The sequence below is a fragment of the Planctomonas sp. JC2975 genome, assembly GCF_012985205.1.
In the GTDB taxonomy this organism is placed as follows: Bacteria; Actinomycetota; Actinomycetes; order Actinomycetales; family Microbacteriaceae; genus Humibacter.
On sequence record NZ_JABEKS010000003.1, the window covers coordinates 34376 to 50024 of the forward strand.

The following is a 15649-nucleotide window of genomic DNA, read 5'->3' on the forward strand; positions in this document are numbered from 1 at the left end:
CGGGCACCCTCGGGGGTGGAACGGGCACCTTCGGGAGGAGAAGTGGGCACCTTCGGGAGGTGAAACGGGCACCCTCGGTGGGAGGAACGGGCACCCTCGGGGGTGGGGGATGGTCGTCAGCGGTCGGCGACGCCGATCTCGTCGAGGATCGGCTCAAGCTGGGCGAACAGGCCCGGCTCCGCCGCGATGGTCAGGGCGCGGCTTGCCGCGGCCCCGTGCAGTCCCGCGACCGTCGCACCGGCCTCGGATGCCACAAGGGCACCGCCCGCGTGGTCCCACGGCTTCAGGCCCTTCTCGTAGTACGCGTCGAGCCGACCGGACGCCACGCTGCACAGGTCGAGCGCTGCGGATCCGATGCGGCGGATGTCGCGAACCCGCGGAATCAGCATGCTCACCGCCTCGGCCTGCAGTCCGCGCCGCCGCGAGTCGTACGAGAATCCGGTGCCGACGAGTGCCAGCGACAGCTGCTTGCCCGTCGCGACCTGAAGACGCGAGGTGCCGAGGAACGCTCCGCCGCCGACGCTGGCCGTGTAGACCTCGCCGCTGGCCGGGTTGACGACCGCCGAGGCGAGGGCGCGCCACGTGTTCGGATCCGGATCCCCCTCGACCGCCGCGATCGAGACCGCGTACGCGGGGATTCCGTAGAGGTAGTTCACGGTGCCGTCGATCGGATCCACGATCCATGTGAGCCCCGTGCTGCTGACGCTCGCGTCGCTCTCCTCGCCGAAGAAGCCGTCACCTGGGCGCGCATCAGCCAGCCGTCCGCGGATGAGGTCCTCTGACTCGCGATCCGCCGCCGTGACGATGTCTTCGGGCGCGGTCTTCGTCGCCGCCACCTCGACGCCCTGCTCACGTCGGGAGCGCACGAGTTCACCGGCCTCCAAGGCGATCGTTCGGGCAAGGTCGAGCAGCTCAGCGGTCGCGACGGTCATGCCTTCGATGCTACGGGGCGAGCGGTGTTTGGCGTGTCGTCCGACGCCGACCTATCCTCGCTGTATCGAATCTTTGTTCGATTATCTCGCAAGGAGGTCTGCCGTGAGTATCACTCATACCGCCGACGTCGTGACCGTCTGGGTCGGTGCCGATGGAACCCCGAAGCGGATGTTCTGGGCCGGCCACCGCTATCGCGTCACCGACACCCCGACCCGCCTCGGCCCCGAGCCAGGGCTCCTGCTGAGCCCCGCCATCACGCATCCGCCGTCGCCCCTGAACGGATGGCGATTCCAGGGCACGAGCGACGACGGGGACACACGCGTCTTCGACGTGCGGTTCGCGGATGACGACGGGTGGGAACTGATCCGAGTGATCGACTGAACCGTCGATCGATGCGACCATTGCATTCGTGAGCACGGGAGCCGACGACTTCGCCCAGGACGCGGTGGATGCCGCCGAGATCGCGGCATCGCGTCGCCCATCGGACAAGCCGATCTATCGGGCCACCCCGCAGGAGGGAATCCGGCGGTTCTTCACGAAGTACGCCGTGTTCCATGGACGGGCGAGCCGCAGCGAGTTCTGGTGGGCGTACGCGTTGAACATCGTCGTGTTCTTCGTGGCCGGAATCGGCGTCGAGATGACCAACTCGCTCGCCGGCCCATCGGTCGAGCGCCCGACCACCGGAAGCCTGGTGATCGGTGTCGTCTACCTGCTGTATGTGCTGGCAACGATCGTCCCGAGCATCTCGGTGTTCGTGCGACGGCTGCACGACGCGAACTTCTCGGGCTGGTGGATCCTGCTCGGCATCATCCCGTTCGCGGGACCGGTGATCGCCGTCATCTTCGCGATCCTGCCCAGGCAGTCCTACGGCAGGCGATTCGATCGAGTGTGATCAGGCGTCACGACCGTGACGCCGGCATCCGCTCTCCGACGCGAGCTCCGCGACACCCCACGATGCGCGGATGCCACGCCTACTGCGGCGAGCGCCGCCCGGTCTGCTGCTCCCACAGCTCGAGCTCTCGCGTGAGCGCCTTGGCCAGCTCGAACACCTGCTCCGGAGGGATGCGGATGCGCGTCACCACCCTGGCGTTCACCGACCGTTGAGCGTTCCCCTGGTCGTCCCTGGTCTCTGTAGCCGGACCGCGCAGCGATGCGAAGTCGAGCACGAACACATTGTCGGTGTGCCAGATGCTCGCGAAGTCCGCGAATCCTCCGGCTTCCACCTCCGGTGGGATGTCGAAGTTGATCTGCGTCGGAACGTTCTCCTGCTCGTCGGCCACGGCGTCCCCTCACCTCGTCAAGTCTGCGCGCTGAGCCTATCGGGTCGGTCGCGAACGTCGTGGCCGGCGACGTGCGCCCCGTCGGATCACTGAGAGTCCTCGACGTTTCGGCGGATTCCTCCCAGTTCTGAGGGAGTCCTGTACGCGCGAGCGGGAACGTGCGAACAATGAGCACCACGATCGAACTGCCTGGGCTCCGCGCCTTGCGCGGTATCCCGACGGCCCTGTCCGTGCGGATGCCCGTGGCCGCGCCGCACGTCCGCGTCTTGTCTGCGATCGGGCTCGGCTGGCTCGGCATGACGATCGCGTGGCTGCGTCTGCCTGCAGCAGCCAGGGACACGTTCTGGGCGGAAGACGGCAGGACGTTCGTCGAGGGCGCGCTCACGCATCCGCTTGCCGCGGCGCTGGTCACCCCGTACGACGGCTACCTGCACACACTTCCCCGGCTCATGGCGGCCGCCGTGGTGGCACTGCTTCCGGCCGGGGCGTACGCGATCGGCATCACGTTGGCCAGCTGCGCCGTGGCGGGTGCCGTCGTCGCGCTCATCTTCCTGTTCACGGCGAACATCGTGCCGTCGCCGTGGTGGCGAGCGGCGCTCGCGCTCGTCACCGTCGCCGCGCCAACGCTGCCGCGCGAGGTGCTGGGGAATGCGGCGAATGTCCACACCCTGTGCCTGTGGCTCGCGATGTGGCTGCTTGTGGGTCGCACCGACGACGTGCGGTTGCGCTGGATCGGCGCCGGCGCCGCGTTACTCGCGGCGACGACCGAGGTGCAGACGCTGCTGCTCCTCCCGCTCGCACTGCTCGCGGCCAGAAGCACCGCGAGGAGGCCGATCGTGCTGGGGATCGTCGCAGGTGCCACGGTGCAGTCGTTCGCGATGCTTGTGGATCCGCGTCGCTTCAACGGCAATGCGCCCGTCTCCGTGGCCTCGATGCTCGACGGCTATCTGATGAACGGGTCTACGACGATCTGGGTGCCGCAGTCCGCGCTCGGCCACGCGCTCGAGGCAGGCTGGCCGTTGATCGGGATCGCGAGCATTCTCCCTGCCGTCGCGGCGATCGCCTTCGTGTGGCACCGCGGCACCGGCATCCAGCGGGCAGCTGTCGCGGCCGTTCCGCTGGCCGGAATCGCCGTGTGGACGGCGTCGCTCATCGCCAACCCGCAGTCGTTCTACGACTACGCGAGTCTGTCGGGCGCATCCCTCGAACGGATCTGGCTCACTCGGTACGGAATCGTGCCGCAGCTGACGCTCATCTCGGTGATGATCATCGGGCTGTCTCTAGCGGCGCGGATACCGGTGGTTGACGGACGAGGCATCCTCCGTTCCCGGCGGCCGGCCCTGATCCGGGTCGCCACCGTCCTCGTCGCCGGAGTCGTACTCGTCGCGGGCAACCTCACGCCAACGGTGAGCCGGCGCGCGTACGGGCCGCAGTGGGAGCCGCAGACGGTGACGGCCTCGAGGAGCTGCGCCGCGGCACCCGACGACGCGGTGCGCGACCTCGGCGAGACGCTGGGATGGACGGTTCAGCTCACCTGCGATCAGCTCGAGGACGATCCGGGATCGTCGTGAAACACGATGCGACGGATCGGGTCGGCCGCGCCACGGGCGCGAACGGTTCGGACCGCAGACGGTGCGAGTGTTTCAGCCCGGATAAACGGTCGGGAACCCGGCGTCGTCGCCGGTGTGCTCAACGCGGTTCTGATCGTCGACCATGATCACCTTCGGCTGGAACTCGGATGCCTTGGCGAGCTTCATCGAGGCGTACGCCATGATGATGACGCGATCGCCGACGTTGACCAGACGCGCCGCCGCCCCGTTCACGCCGATCACGCCGGAGCCGCGCTCGCCCTCGATCACGTACGTCTCGAAACGCTGGCCGTTGTCGATGTTGACGACGCTGATCTTCTCGCCGACGAGGATCCCGGATGCGTCCAGCAGTGCACGGTCTACGGTGAGCGAACCGACGTAGTGCAGGTCCGCCCTCGTCACCGTCGCACGGTGGATCTTCGAGCGGAGCATGGTGACGCGCATGATCGGGGTCCTTCGAGGCGGTGGGGGTCGGTCGGCAAGTGTAGCCGTACGACCTGGAGAAGGCTGCGGCCGGCGAGGCGCCGGCCGCAGCCCATCCGCGGATCCCTGGTTACGAGGCCAGCGCCGCGGCCACCAACGTGAGGGTGTCGACGGCGTACTGGCTGATGTGCTTCTGCGCCTGGGCACGAAGCTCGTTGGCGAAGGCGGTCAGCTCGTGATCCTGGAGCTTGTCAACGAGGCTGGCGGCGATGCCCTGATTGTCGATGTCGCCCGACTGCGCATACACGCCGACGAGCTTCTGCAGCGTCGAGAACTCATCGCCCTTATCGGCCTGGTATCCGAGTCCGGACGACTGGAGCGTCGAGCCGTCCACCGGCTTCAGGAAGGACACGTCTGGGAGACTTCCGTCCGCCTTCCTTGGTGCCGTCAGCTGGCTCATGTCGAGACTCTGGAAGTCGGCGGCCGTGAGGTTCAGACCGCCGTTCAGCGTCCACGAGTTGTTGGTCTCGTTCGCGGCTGGAGTGTTGTCGTTCAGGGTCAATGGCCCGGTGAACGCGACGTTGTTGTGCAGCACCTCGCGGAATCCGGAGATGTTGTCTGCGCTCGTCGGGCTCACTCGCTCCAGCATGTTGAAGTCCGCTCCATAGCCCGGCTGGTATCCGGTGTTGTTGACCCAGTATGCGGACTGGCCAGGCTGATGGTTCGCGTAGAAGTTGTTCGCACCGTTGTCGGCGGCGAGCGAGTCGATCACGGTGTGCAGCGGGATCGGATCCGGCAGCCCGGTCGTGTTGTAGGCGAATCCACCCACCTTGAACCCGTTCTGGTCGCCGATCCCGTTCTGGTTGCCGTGCTGACCGAAGGACCAGTCGTCGACGTACGAGACGCGGCCGCTCGAGCTGATGCTGTCGTATCCGTCATCGCTGTTGTGCCACGAACGATCGCCGATGAACCACACGTTCTTCGCGTGCGCGCCGAAGCCGTCCGTATTGCCGGCGGCCGTCGAGGTGGGCCCGATGTTGTCGTGGGAGTCGCTGTCGATGACGGCACCCGTGCCATCGATCGTGTAGTAGAAGCCGTTCGCCTCGTTGTCGTGCACGTCCATGTCGACGAAGTTGGCGCCACCGGCGATGCGGAAGGCCTCGGACTGCTTCTGCGCTCCGACCTTCACGCCGGTCACGTCGAATCCGACGAAGTTGACGTCGGTGACGTTCGTCTGGATGTAGAACCCGGCCACGCGCTGGTCCGTCGGCACGTTGCTGAAGTCGAACACCGGACGCGGGTCGCCCGGATACGCCTCGTACGTGATCCCGCTCTTCGAAATCGGATTCACGTAGTGGTAGACGTCCTCGAACGGGTTGTCGGTCTCCGGAACGACGAAGTCGTTGTAGAGCCCGCCGCGGATGTAGACGATGTCGCCGGCCGATGCCGCATCCTGCGCTTTCAGCAGCGTCTTGAACGGCGCATCCTTCGTGCCGGGGTTGCTGTCGCTCCCGTTCGGTGAGATGTAGAAGGCGTGCGACGACGCAGGCCGGGTGTTGTTCAGCACGCTCAGCACCGAAAGAGCGGATTCCGGCGTGTCATCCGCCGGGCTCGTCGTTGCCGCGTGGGCTGCAAGAGGGGTGAGCAGAAGTCCGGCGATACAGGTACCGGCAACTGCAAGACGCTTCGCGCGTTTCACGACCACGTTCTCCTTTGTCTGTGGATTCGTTCGACCTTCGGCGTGCTCGGCATCCGCGGGGCCGGCTGTGGTGCGGTCGGCGCAGCGCATCTGTATCGACCCCGGTTCATCCGGGCACGCCCTCTGCGTCCGGCCACGAGGCGGCCGCACAGGGTCATTCGTTGCTTGATGATTCGTTTCAATCAAGAGCTCTGCGCTCGGACGATCACCTGGGGCGCGCGGCTCGGCGTTGAGTGTTCATGGATTACATGCACTTCGTCGCCTCCTCGCTGAGGTCGATCGCCGATGACAGGAGCGGGTGCGGGGCATCCGAACCCTTGAAAGTGGAACGATTCAAGCAGACGGGAAAGCGCCTTCACAAGGGTTGTCGCAGGATTGCCGCGACGTTGCCTCCGTGACCCGGCATCGGCCGACGTGGGAGCGCGTGCACCAGGAACGCCAAGCGGATCACCATGCGCGCAACGTGGCGCACAACACGAAAGCCCGGTCAGAACATGGTTCTGACCGGGCTTGTCGCAAACGTGGCAGGTGAGGGATTCGAACCCCCGAAGGCTATGCCGGCTGATTTACAGTCAGATCCCTTTGGCCGCTTGGGTAACCTGCCTTGGCGCTCCCGACCACATGTGATCACCTGACCGAAGGCGCTCACTAAGGATACCTACGCACCGGCATCCGGTGAAATCGAGGCATCCGTCAAGCATCCACGCCGTGCCGGCGACGTTGATCACACGGCGGAAAGGTCTCAGACCCTTGGCGGTTCCCCATCGGACGGCGGCTGCGAAGCCGGTGGTTCCGAGGTCGGCGGCTCACCGGCCGGCGGCTCGGTCGAGGACGCTGCCGCGTCTCCGGAAGCTGCGGCAGCCGCATCCGCTGCGTTCAGGTCTGCTGCCTCGTCGAGCACTGTCTCGTCGGATGCGGACGCGTTCGGGTCCGGCTCCGGCAGCGTGCCGCCCGCGTCGGCAACTGCCTCAGCGGCGTTCTCGACCTGACGCTCAGCGCGACGCGAGCGCACGATGCCCGCAACGACAAGGGCGATCACGCCGAGCAGCACGATGATGCCGGCGACGATGAGCCAGGGGGTCACATCCGAGCCGGTGGCGGCGAGTGCGCCGAAGTCGTGAGTCACGCGGCCAGCATAGGGGCAACGGATGCCACCGGGCGCGCGGCGCCCCGGCTGCGACTCTGCGGCCGCCACGAGGCGACGCCATAAACTCGCTTGCAGACAAACCCACTACTCGAGGGAGCGCAGGTCATGGCAGATTCGTCGTTCGACGTCGTCAGCAAGGTCGACAAGATGGAGGCCGACAACGCCGTCAACCAGGCCCGCAAAGAGGTCGACCAGCGGTACGACTTCAAGAACATCGGGGCTTCGGTCGAGTGGAGCGGCGAGAAGATCCTGCTGAAGGCGAACAGCGAGGAGCGGGTGAAGGCCATCCTCGACGTGCTGGAATCGAAGTTCATCAAGCGCGGCATCTCGCTGAAGAGCCTGGATGCCGGCGAGGCGTACGCCAGCGGCAAGGAGTTCCGCCTGGAGGTCGCCCTCAAGCAGGGCATCGACCAGGAAGCGGGCAAGAAGATCAACAAGCTGATCCGCGACGAGGCGCCCAAGTCGGTGAAGAGCCAGATCCAGGGCGACGAGGTGCGCGTCTCCTCGAAGAGCCGCGACGACCTGCAGTCCACGATCGCGCTGCTCAAGAAGGCCGACGTCGACGTCGACCTGCAGTTCGTGAACTTCCGCTGAGCTGATGCCTCTCCCCTCGACCGACACGGTCGTCTTGTATCCCGCAGCGGACGCGGAGTCGTTGCGCGCCGGCGCCGTCGTGCTGCACGTGCAGCCGTACGGCGACGGACGTGAAGTGGTGCTGCTGGATCGCACGCCGGCGCATCCGGTCGACCGGGCATGGCCTGATCAGGGCCCGGATCGCGGCAGCATCCTCGTCGACGAGCGGGAACTGCCCCTGGCCGACGTCATCGTCGCCGCGACGGATGGAACGGGGCTGTTCATCGGCGACGATGTCCCCGTGCGCCGCGGCACCGATGGCTGGGCGTTCGTGGTCGCTCACGTGCTCGAGACGCCCAGCCGCATCGCCGTCGGCGACGAGGTGGTGGTCAGCATCGACGCCCGGCACCGTCGCGCGTTGTCCGTCGGGCACACGCTGTGCCACCTGGCGTCGCTCGCACTGAATGCGGCACTGGCCGACCGGTGGAGCAAGCCGGTGCGCGAGGATGCGCTCGCCCGTCCCGACTTCGACCACGAGGCCATCCAGTCGTCGACGATCGTGCCGAACGGTTCCGTGGACGTGTTCCGGCTCAACAAGTCGTTGCGGCGGAAGGGCTTCGCCACCGACGGCCTCGAGGAGGCGCTGCCGGCTCTGGCCGACATCACGGCCGCCGCACTGGGCACGTGGGTGGCCACCGATGCCGCGGTGCACATCGAGCGGGACGGCGACCGCCTCGGCGACCCGCGGTACTGGCTATGCGAGCTGCCGGAGACATCGGCCCGCATCGCTTGCGGCGGGACGCACGTCGCGCGGCTGGGGGAGCTCGGATCGGTCTCGGTCCAGCTCGGTCTCGACGACGACGCCGGCACGCCGATGCTCACGATGCGCTGCGCGGCGGATCCGGCCTGACAGGGTCGAGCTCTTCGACTCGCTGCGCACCCTTTGAGAGCCGGGGGTAGCTTCGCCGCTCGAGGAGCCGGGTGGTCGTTGCGCTAGGTCGAGGATCTCCTGATCGTGCGCCTCAGCGCAGTGCGTAGCCGAGCCAGTGCGCGAGTGCGGTGTAGGCGTCCTCCCGGACCGATTTCTGCGAGAGCACTACGTCGTGCAACGCTCCGTCGAAGCGGCGAACGGTGACCGCGGACCCGAGTCTCGTCGCCCGCTCCGCAATCTCGTTCACATCGAGCACGACGTCACTGCGCAGCATGCCGTCACTCCACGTCGGCGAGATGGTGGAGCGGGCGGACAGCATCGTGATGACGGGCAGTTCGAGCTGGAGTCCATTCGCGACACGTCCGTGTCCGGCGAGCACCGCCCTCAACCAGGCGGGATGCAGGGCGAAGCCCCGCTCCGGCCGCCAGTCCAGGTTGTAGGTCCACTCTCCCTGTTCCGCGGCGGAGACGGATCGAGCGTAGAAACCGAGGTCGACGACGGGCATGCGCCCCCGTGGCGACACCTTGGCGTGCAGTTCGATGAGCGGCTGGATCATGTCGCGTCCCCATGATCCGGTCTGGAACTCGAGCCATGGGCTGTTGAGCACGAGAGCGGATGCCGCGCCCCGGTGGCGGGCGGCCCAGAGGCTGAGCGTGAGTCCGCCCGTCGAGTGCCCCATGAGCACGAGCTGCCGACGCGAGCGGTCGGAGGGATCCAGTGTGTGGCCCATCACCGCGAGCGCGGCCGCGATGTCCTGGTCGTAGGTCTCGAGGTCGGTGATGTATCCGGGGGTCTGTCCCTCGCGCAGACTGCGGCCGTACCGTCGTAGATCGAGCGCGAAAAATCGGGCGCCTTGTCGCCACCAGAACTCGGCGAGCTCGGTCTGGAAGAAGTAGTCCGACCATCCGTGCACGTAGAGCACGTCCACGCCACGCGCCGGTGCTGCCGGCGCGATCCGTGGTGGTCGGCGATAGCGCACGACGGTGGCGACGAGCTCGCGATGGCTCACACCGCCGGCCTCTGCTCCGAGCGGCAGCGTGCGCTGCTCGAACGGGCGGCCGAGCACATCCGGCACCCACTCCCCCATGGGCTCAGCCTATGCGGCGGCCCGGAACTGCTCCTCGCGGACCACGGTGCTGCCGGGCGGGCAGGCCGTTGCTAGTCCTGCGGGGTGTTGGACGCGCGCACCATCTCGTCGCGCGGCACCACCTTGATACGCGCGCGGCCTTGCTCTGCTCCGAGTGCCTGCTCGAACGTGTCCAGGTTGTGCCATCCGTCGAGGTTGGTGTACTCGACGCCGCGCGACTTCAGGAGGTCGATGACCGACTGCTCCGACGGGTCGGCGGGCGTCCACCAGTTGCCCAGATCGTTGATGAGATGGGAGACGGTCTCCATCGCATCCGACTTGGTGTGGCCGATGAGACCGACAGGGCCGCGCTTGATCCATCCGGTCGCGTAGACGCCGTAGAACTGCGTGTTGTCCTTGGCGTGCAGCACCTGGCCTTCGTGGTTCGGGATGACGCCGTGGCGTTTGTCGAAGGGGACGCCATCCAGCGGCGATCCGAAGTAGCCGACCGCGCGGTACGCGGCTTGCACCGGGACCTCCCGGATCTCGCCCGTGCCGACCACACCGCCCTGACCGTCCGGCGCCGTGCGCTCGTACCGGATCGCGGACACCCGGCCCTCGTCGTCGCCCACGAACTCAACCGGGCGGGCGTAGAAGTGCAGGTGGAGGCGACGGGATGCCTGCCCCACCTCGCGCTGCCGCCACTGCTGCAGCACACGGTCGATGACCAGCACCTGCTTGTTGCCCGCGATCACCTCGCGCGCGTGGTCGTCGTAGTGGAAGTCCTCGTCGTACAGGATCATGTCCACATCGCGCAGCTCGCCCAGCTCCCGCAGCTCCAGCGGCGTGAACTTCACCGAGGTCGGTCCGCGGCGGCCGAAGACGTGCACATCCGTGACAGGCGACTCCTTGAGCCCGTCGTAGACGTTGGCAGGGATCTCGGTGGGGAGCAGGTCGTCCGCGTGCTTCGCGAGAACGCGCGCGACATCCAGCGCCACGTTGCCATTGCCGATGACCGCCACGGATTCCGCGTCCAGCGGCCACGTGCGCGGGAAGTCTGGGTGACCGTCGTACCAGCTGACGAAATCGGCGGCGCCGTACGACGAGTCGAGGTCGATGCCGGGAACGTCGAGGTCGGCGTCACGGATGGCTCCGGTGGCGAAGATGACGGCGTTGTAGTGGTGCTTGAGGTCGTCGAGCGTGATGTCGGTGCCGAAGCGCACGTTGCCGAAGATGCGGATGTCGCCCCGGTCGAGCACCTCGCGCAGCGCGGTGATGATGCCCTTGATGCGCGGGTGGTCGGGTGCGACGCCGTAGCGCACGAGGCCGTAGGGCGCGGGCAACTGGTCGAACAGGTCGATCGACACGTCGAACTCGCGCTCCGCCTTGAGCAGGATGTCGGCCGCGTAGATGCCGGCTGGGCCGGCTCCCACGATGGCCAGGCGGAGTTTGGTCATGACGGTATCCCCTTCGTCGTACTCGTGGTCGCTGTGCTGAGGCGATGCATCGTCCCGGCGCACCGAGCGCCCGTGCAGTGCGCTGCTGTAGTGCATGACGGCATCCGTTCAGCTCTGGGCGCGGGTCAGCTGGATCGCTCCACGATGGTATCCGCGAATCTGGTCAACGCACTTTTGACCGACCCTTGAGGTAACGGAGCGATCGCCTCGACCGCCTCGCGGGCCCAGCGGTGCGCCTCCTCGAGGGTCTCCTGCGTCACCGGATGCTCCCGGAGAGCGGCGACGGCAGCGCTGACATCCTTGTCATCCGGCGCTCCGAGCACCTCGGTCTCGAGCCTGTCGAGCAACGCGGTCGCGTCGGCGTCTCCCTCGGATGCCCGCTTCCGCAGCTTGAGCAGTGGAAGGGTGGCCACGCCGGCGCGCAGATCCGTTCCCGCTGTCTTGCCGGTCTCGGCATCCTTGCCGGAGAGGTCGATCACATCGTCGACGAGCTGGAATCCGACGCCCACCTTCTCGCCGAACGCCATGACGGGGGCGATGTACTCCGCAGGGGCGCCCGAGAACATCACGCCCATCTGGGCGGCAGCCGCGATGAGCGATCCGGTCTTGTCGGCGAGCACACCGATGTAGTGCGCGATCGGATCGTCGTCGTCGTTCGGACCGATCGTCTCGTGCAGCTGGCCGAGGCAGAGGCGTTCGAAGGTGTCGGCCTGAATGCGGATGGCGCCCTCGCCGAGGCTCGCGACGAGCTGGCTGGCGCGGGCGAAGAGCAGGTCTCCGGTGAGCACAGCGACGGAGTTGCCCCACACGTGCTGCGCGCTCGGCACCCCGCGTCTGGTCTGCGCGTCGTCCATCACGTCGTCGTGGTACAGCGACGCGAGGTGCGTGATCTCCACGGCCTGCGCAGCGGTGATCACCTCGGGCGTCGCCCCTTCGCCGAGCTGGGCGGTGAGCAGCGTGAGCATGGGTCGCACGCGCTTGCCGCCTGCGTTCAGGAGGTAGCGGGCCGTGACATCCGCGAGCTGGTCGGCGTACTTCACCTGCTCACGCAGGCCGTCTTCGACGAGTTCCAGGCCGGCGTCGATGCGGGTGGCCATCCGCCTGTCCTTGGTGGACGCGAAGAGTCGTTCCGTGAAGCCCACCTGGCTCGACAGCGTGGTACCGCGTCGCACGAGAGGCAGCGATGGCACTACTGGTCACCCTTCGGTTCGGCTTCCGACGTGCGCACGCTCGACGGCTCGGCGCCCGCGGCGACGCGGGTCGGCTCCGGCACGAAGCCGCGGTGCAACGCCACGATCCCTGCCGTGAGGTTGCGGTACGCGACGCGTTCGAATCCGGCGTGCCTGATCATGTGCGCCAGGGTCTGCTGGTCCGGCCAGTCGCGGATCGACTCCATCAGGTAGGCGTAGGCGACCGGGTTCGACGAGGCGAGCCGGGCGAACACCGGCATTCCGTAACGCAGGTAGGCGTAGTAGGCGGAGCGGATGACGGATGCCGGCGGCCGCGAGAACTCGCAGACCACGACCCTGCCGCCCGGCTTGGTGACACGGAAGAACTCGGCGAGCGCGGCATCCGGATCGACGATGTTGCGCAGCCCGAACGAGATGGTCACGGCGTCGAAGCTGTCGTCGTCGAAAGGCAGCTCCATGGCATCGGCCTGCACGAACTCGATGTTCGGGTTGCCTGCCTGCCGATGCTTGCCGACGGCGATCATGCCCGGAGAGAAGTCGGCGGCGACCACTCGCGCGCCGGAACGAGCGAGTGAGGCACTCGATGTTCCCGTCCCAGCGGCGACATCGAGGATGAGTTGCCCTGGCCGCGGGTCGACAGCACGTGTCGTCGCGATGCGCCACAGCGTCGCATTGCCGGCGGACAGCACCGTGTTGGTCCGGTCGTAGGCGACCGAGACCTCATCGAACATCGCGGCGACGTCCGACGGCTCCTTGCTCAGGTCGGCCCTTCTCACTCGCTCAAGCTTACGGGCGATTGAGGGGAGCGACGCGCGAGCTCGCTCGCGGGGCCGACCCGATCGAGCCGGTGAGCGGCGGAGCCGCGATACGTGGCGCGCTGGAGCCGCGATACGGAGTCTCACCAACGGTTGTGCACGTCCTCCGCCCAGCCGAGGAGGCCGTCGATGGACTGCTTGCCGCCGTCGTCCCTGGCGATCCAGCCGGTGTAGTGGCCGAAGCACTGGTGCGTGTTCGAGGCGATGAGACCGAGCTGCGTCGCCGATTGCTTGAGATGGAACGGGGTGAATGCAGCATCCACCCGTTCCCCACGGATGCGCCACGGCCGCATCCAGTCGTCCGTCGAGTACTCCCAGACCAGTTCCTCACTGAGCTTGTGCACGCGCCCGTCGACGGTGATCGCGTTCTCGGTCGATCCCGTGCCGTCCGTCCACTTCGCGCCGAGCTGCACGCCGATCCGTCGGCGTTCGGATCCCCCTCCCACGTACCCTGATGCCGCGCCCCAGTTCCATGCGACGCTGTACGGCCAGCGTCCGCGACCGTGATCCAGCACTGCCCAGGACTCGCCTGCCGGCACCGCATGGTCGACGCCGTCGACGGTGATCGTGCCGATCGCGGGACGGTCGACGTCCTTCACGGTGTACTGGAACAGTCGCTTGCTCCACGGCACGACGACGGCCATGGCCTCGTGATCCGCCAGCGTGCGGCCGTCCGGTCGAGTGGCGACCACATCGATGGACACCCGAGGAGCGGATGCCGTCAGTCGCGTTCCGCCTTCCACTTCGCGGATGTCGATCACCAGGTCGCCGCCGCGCACCTTCGCCACGGCACGGGCGGGGCCGAGGCCGAGGGTTCCGGGAAGCTCGGCTCGCCGTGCGAACGGCACGACGGCGTTGATCGGGATCGACTCTCCGGTCGTGCGATCGAAGACCCACAATTCGTGCACACCTGCGTAGTCGATGGCCGACACGGTGAGGGCGACCAGGTGCGTCGGCGTCGTGATCCCCCAATACTCCCAGCGCTTGTTGCGGCCCCAAGCGTAAGCGCCGCGTCCGATGCGATCGGTGTTCAGGAGGGGAATGCGGGACCAGCCGACGGCATCCGGATTCAGGCGACCGTTCGCGAGACAGAGGTCGGTCGCTGCAGTCAGCTCCCGCTCCGGCACGGACGTCGAGCGAACGGATTCGGGTGGCACAGGACTCTCCTTCGAGTCGCGGTTCGGGTGTGCACACCTTACCCGTGGCGCCGCGCACGGCCCGGGGACCTCCTGTGCGGTGAGCCGACGCCCAGTGTGCGGTAAGGCCGTGCCCAGGGCACGGTCGTACGCTTGAGACGTGACCGTAACCGCGACCCGAGTACAGGCGTTGACGGTCGAGACCACCCCCCTCGACGACGTCCGACACATCCTCCCCTTCACCGATGCGCACACCCCTCTTGTGTGGCTGCGCAAGGGAGAAGGCATCGCAGGCGTCGGTGAGGCGCTGCGGCTCGAGTTCCGCGGGCCGGGACGCATCGCGCAGGCATCCGCAGCATGGAAGCAGCTCGCAGCCGCGTCGACCGTCTCCGATCCGGTACGGATGCCGGGCACCGGCCTCGTCGCATTCGGCACGTTCGCGTTCGACGACGAGAGCGCAGCCACCAGCGTGCTGATCGTGCCGGATGTCGTGATCGGACGCCGGGCCGGACGTTCCTGGATCACCCGCATTAGACCCTCTGACTCGCACGTGCTGCCCGGCGTGCCGCATCCGGAGCCGTTCGGCGCCGAATACCGGCTCACGATGCTGCCGGGTGCGTTGACCCGCGAGGCGTACAAGCGTGCGGTCGCCGTGGCCGTCGAGCGCATTCGGAGCGACGACCTCGAGAAGGTCGTTCTGGCGCGCGACCTGCGTGCTCACCTGCCCGTCGAATCCGACGTGCGTCGCGCGCTCGTCGAACTCGCTCTCGGATATCCGGAGTGCTGGACCTATGCCGTCGACGGCATGCTCGGATCGAGCCCCGAGACGCTTGTACGCGTGCACAACGGAACCCTGGATGCTCGCGTGCTTGCCGGCACCAGCGAACGTGGAAGGGACGCGGCATCCGATCGCGAATCCGCGGACGGACTGCTCGCCAGCAGCAAGGATCTGGAAGAGCACGCCGTCGCCGTGCGCAGCGTGCTTTCCGCGCTGACGCCGCACACCTCGGCCCTCGAGTCGAGCCAGAGCCCCTTCACGCTCAAGCTCCCGAACCTCTGGCACCTCGCAACGGATGTGTCTGGCACGCTCGGCGACGGATCCGGATCCCTCGACCTCGTCGCAGCCCTTCATCCGACGGCCGCCGTTGCCGGAACACCGACGGATGCCGCCCTGCAGCTCATCCGCGAGCTCGAGCCCTTCGACCGCGAGCGCTACGCCGGCCCTGTCGGCTGGATCGGAGCTGACGGCGACGGCGAGTGGGCGATCGCGCTTCGAGGTGCCCAGGTGAAGGCATCCGGAGACATCACCGCGTACGCCGGATGCGGAATCATGGGCGACTCCGTTCCCGAGCGGGAGCTGGCGGAGACGAAGATGAAGTTCCGGCCTATCACCGAAGCGTTCGGATAGGC

General features: G+C 67.3%; 16 protein-coding genes and 1 tRNA gene. 6 read left to right on the forward strand and 11 right to left on the reverse strand.

Going from position 1 to position 15649, the window contains the following annotated elements; genetic code table 11:
- Positions 1-116: 116 nt before the first annotated feature.
- Positions 117-932, reverse strand: coding sequence for an inositol monophosphatase family protein (locus HII28_RS16255; protein ID WP_170026918.1), 816 nt, complete (start codon positions 930-932; stop codon positions 117-119).
- Between the two features lie 103 nt (positions 933-1035).
- On the opposite strand from HII28_RS16255, the gene HII28_RS16260 reads away from it, so the two are divergent.
- Together HII28_RS16260 and HII28_RS20350 are read left to right on the forward strand one after the other, a co-directional pair.
- Positions 1036-1314: a hypothetical protein gene (locus HII28_RS16260; protein ID WP_346769365.1), complete on the forward strand. Its 279-nt coding sequence runs from the start codon at positions 1036-1038 to the stop codon at positions 1312-1314.
- Between the two features lie 28 nt (positions 1315-1342).
- Entirely contained in the window at positions 1343-1825 is a 483-nt protein-coding gene (locus HII28_RS20350) for a DUF805 domain-containing protein (protein WP_170026919.1), read from the forward strand.
- 79 nt (positions 1826-1904) lie between these two features.
- Here HII28_RS20350 and HII28_RS16270 read toward each other — a convergent pair whose 3' ends face one another.
- Positions 1905-2213, reverse strand: coding sequence for a DUF3467 domain-containing protein (locus HII28_RS16270; RefSeq protein WP_170026920.1), 309 nt, complete (start codon positions 2211-2213; stop codon positions 1905-1907).
- 167 nt (positions 2214-2380) lie between these two features.
- Between HII28_RS16270 and HII28_RS16275 the strand changes: the two genes are divergently transcribed.
- Entirely contained in the window at positions 2381-3784 is a 1404-nt protein-coding gene (locus tag HII28_RS16275) for a hypothetical protein (protein WP_170026921.1), read from the forward strand.
- A 72-nt stretch (positions 3785-3856) separates the two neighbouring features.
- On the opposite strand, the gene panD is transcribed toward HII28_RS16275, so the two are convergent.
- The 4 genes from panD to HII28_RS16295 all read right to left on the reverse strand — a co-directional run bounded on the left by panD (position 3857) and on the right by HII28_RS16295 (position 7050).
- Positions 3857-4246 (reverse strand): aspartate 1-decarboxylase, encoded by a 390-nt coding sequence (panD, locus tag HII28_RS16280; protein WP_170026922.1) that lies wholly within the window; start codon positions 4244-4246, stop codon positions 3857-3859.
- A 109-nt stretch (positions 4247-4355) separates the two neighbouring features.
- Positions 4356-5924, reverse strand: a complete 1569-nt coding sequence (locus HII28_RS16285; RefSeq protein WP_205865020.1) for a DUF1565 domain-containing protein — start codon at positions 5922-5924, stop codon at positions 4356-4358.
- 522 nt (positions 5925-6446) lie between these two features.
- Positions 6447-6528: transfer RNA gene (locus HII28_RS16290), tRNA-Tyr, on the reverse strand.
- A 138-nt stretch (positions 6529-6666) separates the two neighbouring features.
- On the reverse strand, positions 6667-7050 hold the full coding sequence (locus HII28_RS16295) for an LPXTG cell wall anchor domain-containing protein (protein ID WP_170026924.1): 384 nt from the start codon (positions 7048-7050) through the stop codon (positions 6667-6669).
- Between the two features lie 126 nt (positions 7051-7176).
- Here HII28_RS16295 and HII28_RS16300 point away from each other — a divergent pair, with 126 nt between their 5' ends.
- Together HII28_RS16300 and HII28_RS16305 are read left to right on the forward strand one after the other, a co-directional pair.
- The gene (locus HII28_RS16300) at positions 7177-7665 is read left to right on the forward strand and encodes a YajQ family cyclic di-GMP-binding protein (RefSeq protein WP_170026925.1); all 489 of its coding nucleotides are present in this window, start codon (positions 7177-7179) and stop codon (positions 7663-7665) included.
- Positions 7666-7669: 4 nt separating this feature from the next.
- Positions 7670-8554 carry a metal-dependent hydrolase gene (locus HII28_RS16305; protein WP_205865021.1) on the forward strand — a complete coding sequence of 295 codons (885 nt, stop codon included), beginning with the start codon at positions 7670-7672 and terminating at the stop codon, positions 8552-8554.
- Between the two features lie 112 nt (positions 8555-8666).
- Here HII28_RS16305 and HII28_RS16310 read toward each other — a convergent pair whose 3' ends face one another.
- The 5 genes from HII28_RS16310 to HII28_RS16330 form a co-directional block, all read right to left on the reverse strand.
- Entirely contained in the window at positions 8667-9662 is a 996-nt protein-coding gene (locus HII28_RS16310) for an alpha/beta hydrolase (RefSeq protein WP_170026926.1), read from the reverse strand.
- A 71-nt stretch (positions 9663-9733) separates the two neighbouring features.
- Positions 9734-11098, reverse strand: a complete 1365-nt coding sequence (locus HII28_RS16315) for an FAD-dependent oxidoreductase (protein WP_170026927.1) — start codon at positions 11096-11098, stop codon at positions 9734-9736.
- A gap of 125 nt (positions 11099-11223) precedes the next feature.
- Positions 11224-12288 (reverse strand): polyprenyl synthetase family protein, encoded by a 1065-nt coding sequence (locus HII28_RS16320; protein WP_346769366.1) that lies wholly within the window; start codon positions 12286-12288, stop codon positions 11224-11226.
- Positions 12288-13064 carry a demethylmenaquinone methyltransferase gene (locus HII28_RS16325; protein ID WP_346769367.1) on the reverse strand — a complete coding sequence of 259 codons (777 nt, stop codon included), beginning with the start codon at positions 13062-13064 and terminating at the stop codon, positions 12288-12290. Before HII28_RS16325 ends, HII28_RS16320 begins: the two co-directional genes overlap by 1 nt.
- A 122-nt stretch (positions 13065-13186) precedes the next feature.
- Positions 13187-14260 carry a DUF2804 domain-containing protein gene (locus HII28_RS16330; RefSeq protein WP_346769368.1) on the reverse strand — a complete coding sequence of 358 codons (1074 nt, stop codon included), beginning with the start codon at positions 14258-14260 and terminating at the stop codon, positions 13187-13189.
- A 139-nt stretch (positions 14261-14399) separates the two neighbouring features.
- On the opposite strand from HII28_RS16330, the gene HII28_RS16335 reads away from it, so the two are divergent.
- Entirely contained in the window at positions 14400-15647 is a 1248-nt protein-coding gene (locus HII28_RS16335) for a chorismate-binding protein (protein WP_170026929.1), read from the forward strand.
- The last annotated feature ends 2 nt before the right edge of the window (positions 15648-15649 follow it).

What these genes read in the sequence shown, in the direction of transcription:
- HII28_RS16255 (WP_170026918.1), bottom strand. Translation starts at nt 932, where the DNA reads ATGACCGTCGCGACCGCTGAGCTGCTCGACCTTGCCCGAACGATCGCC.
- HII28_RS16275 (WP_170026921.1), top strand. Translation starts at nt 2,381, where the DNA reads ATGAGCACCACGATCGAACTGCCTGGGCTCCGCGCCTTGCGCGGTATC.
- panD (WP_170026922.1), bottom strand. Translation starts at nt 4,246, where the DNA reads ATGCGCGTCACCATGCTCCGCTCGAAGATCCACCGTGCGACGGTGACG.
- HII28_RS16300 (WP_170026925.1), top strand. Translation starts at nt 7,177, where the DNA reads ATGGCAGATTCGTCGTTCGACGTCGTCAGCAAGGTCGACAAGATGGAG.
- HII28_RS16305 (WP_205865021.1), top strand. Translation starts at nt 7,670, where the DNA reads ATGCCTCTCCCCTCGACCGACACGGTCGTCTTGTATCCCGCAGCGGAC.
- HII28_RS16310 (WP_170026926.1), bottom strand. Translation starts at nt 9,662, where the DNA reads ATGGGGGAGTGGGTGCCGGATGTGCTCGGCCGCCCGTTCGAGCAGCGC.
- HII28_RS16315 (WP_170026927.1), bottom strand. Translation starts at nt 11,098, where the DNA reads ATGACCAAACTCCGCCTGGCCATCGTGGGAGCCGGCCCAGCCGGCATC.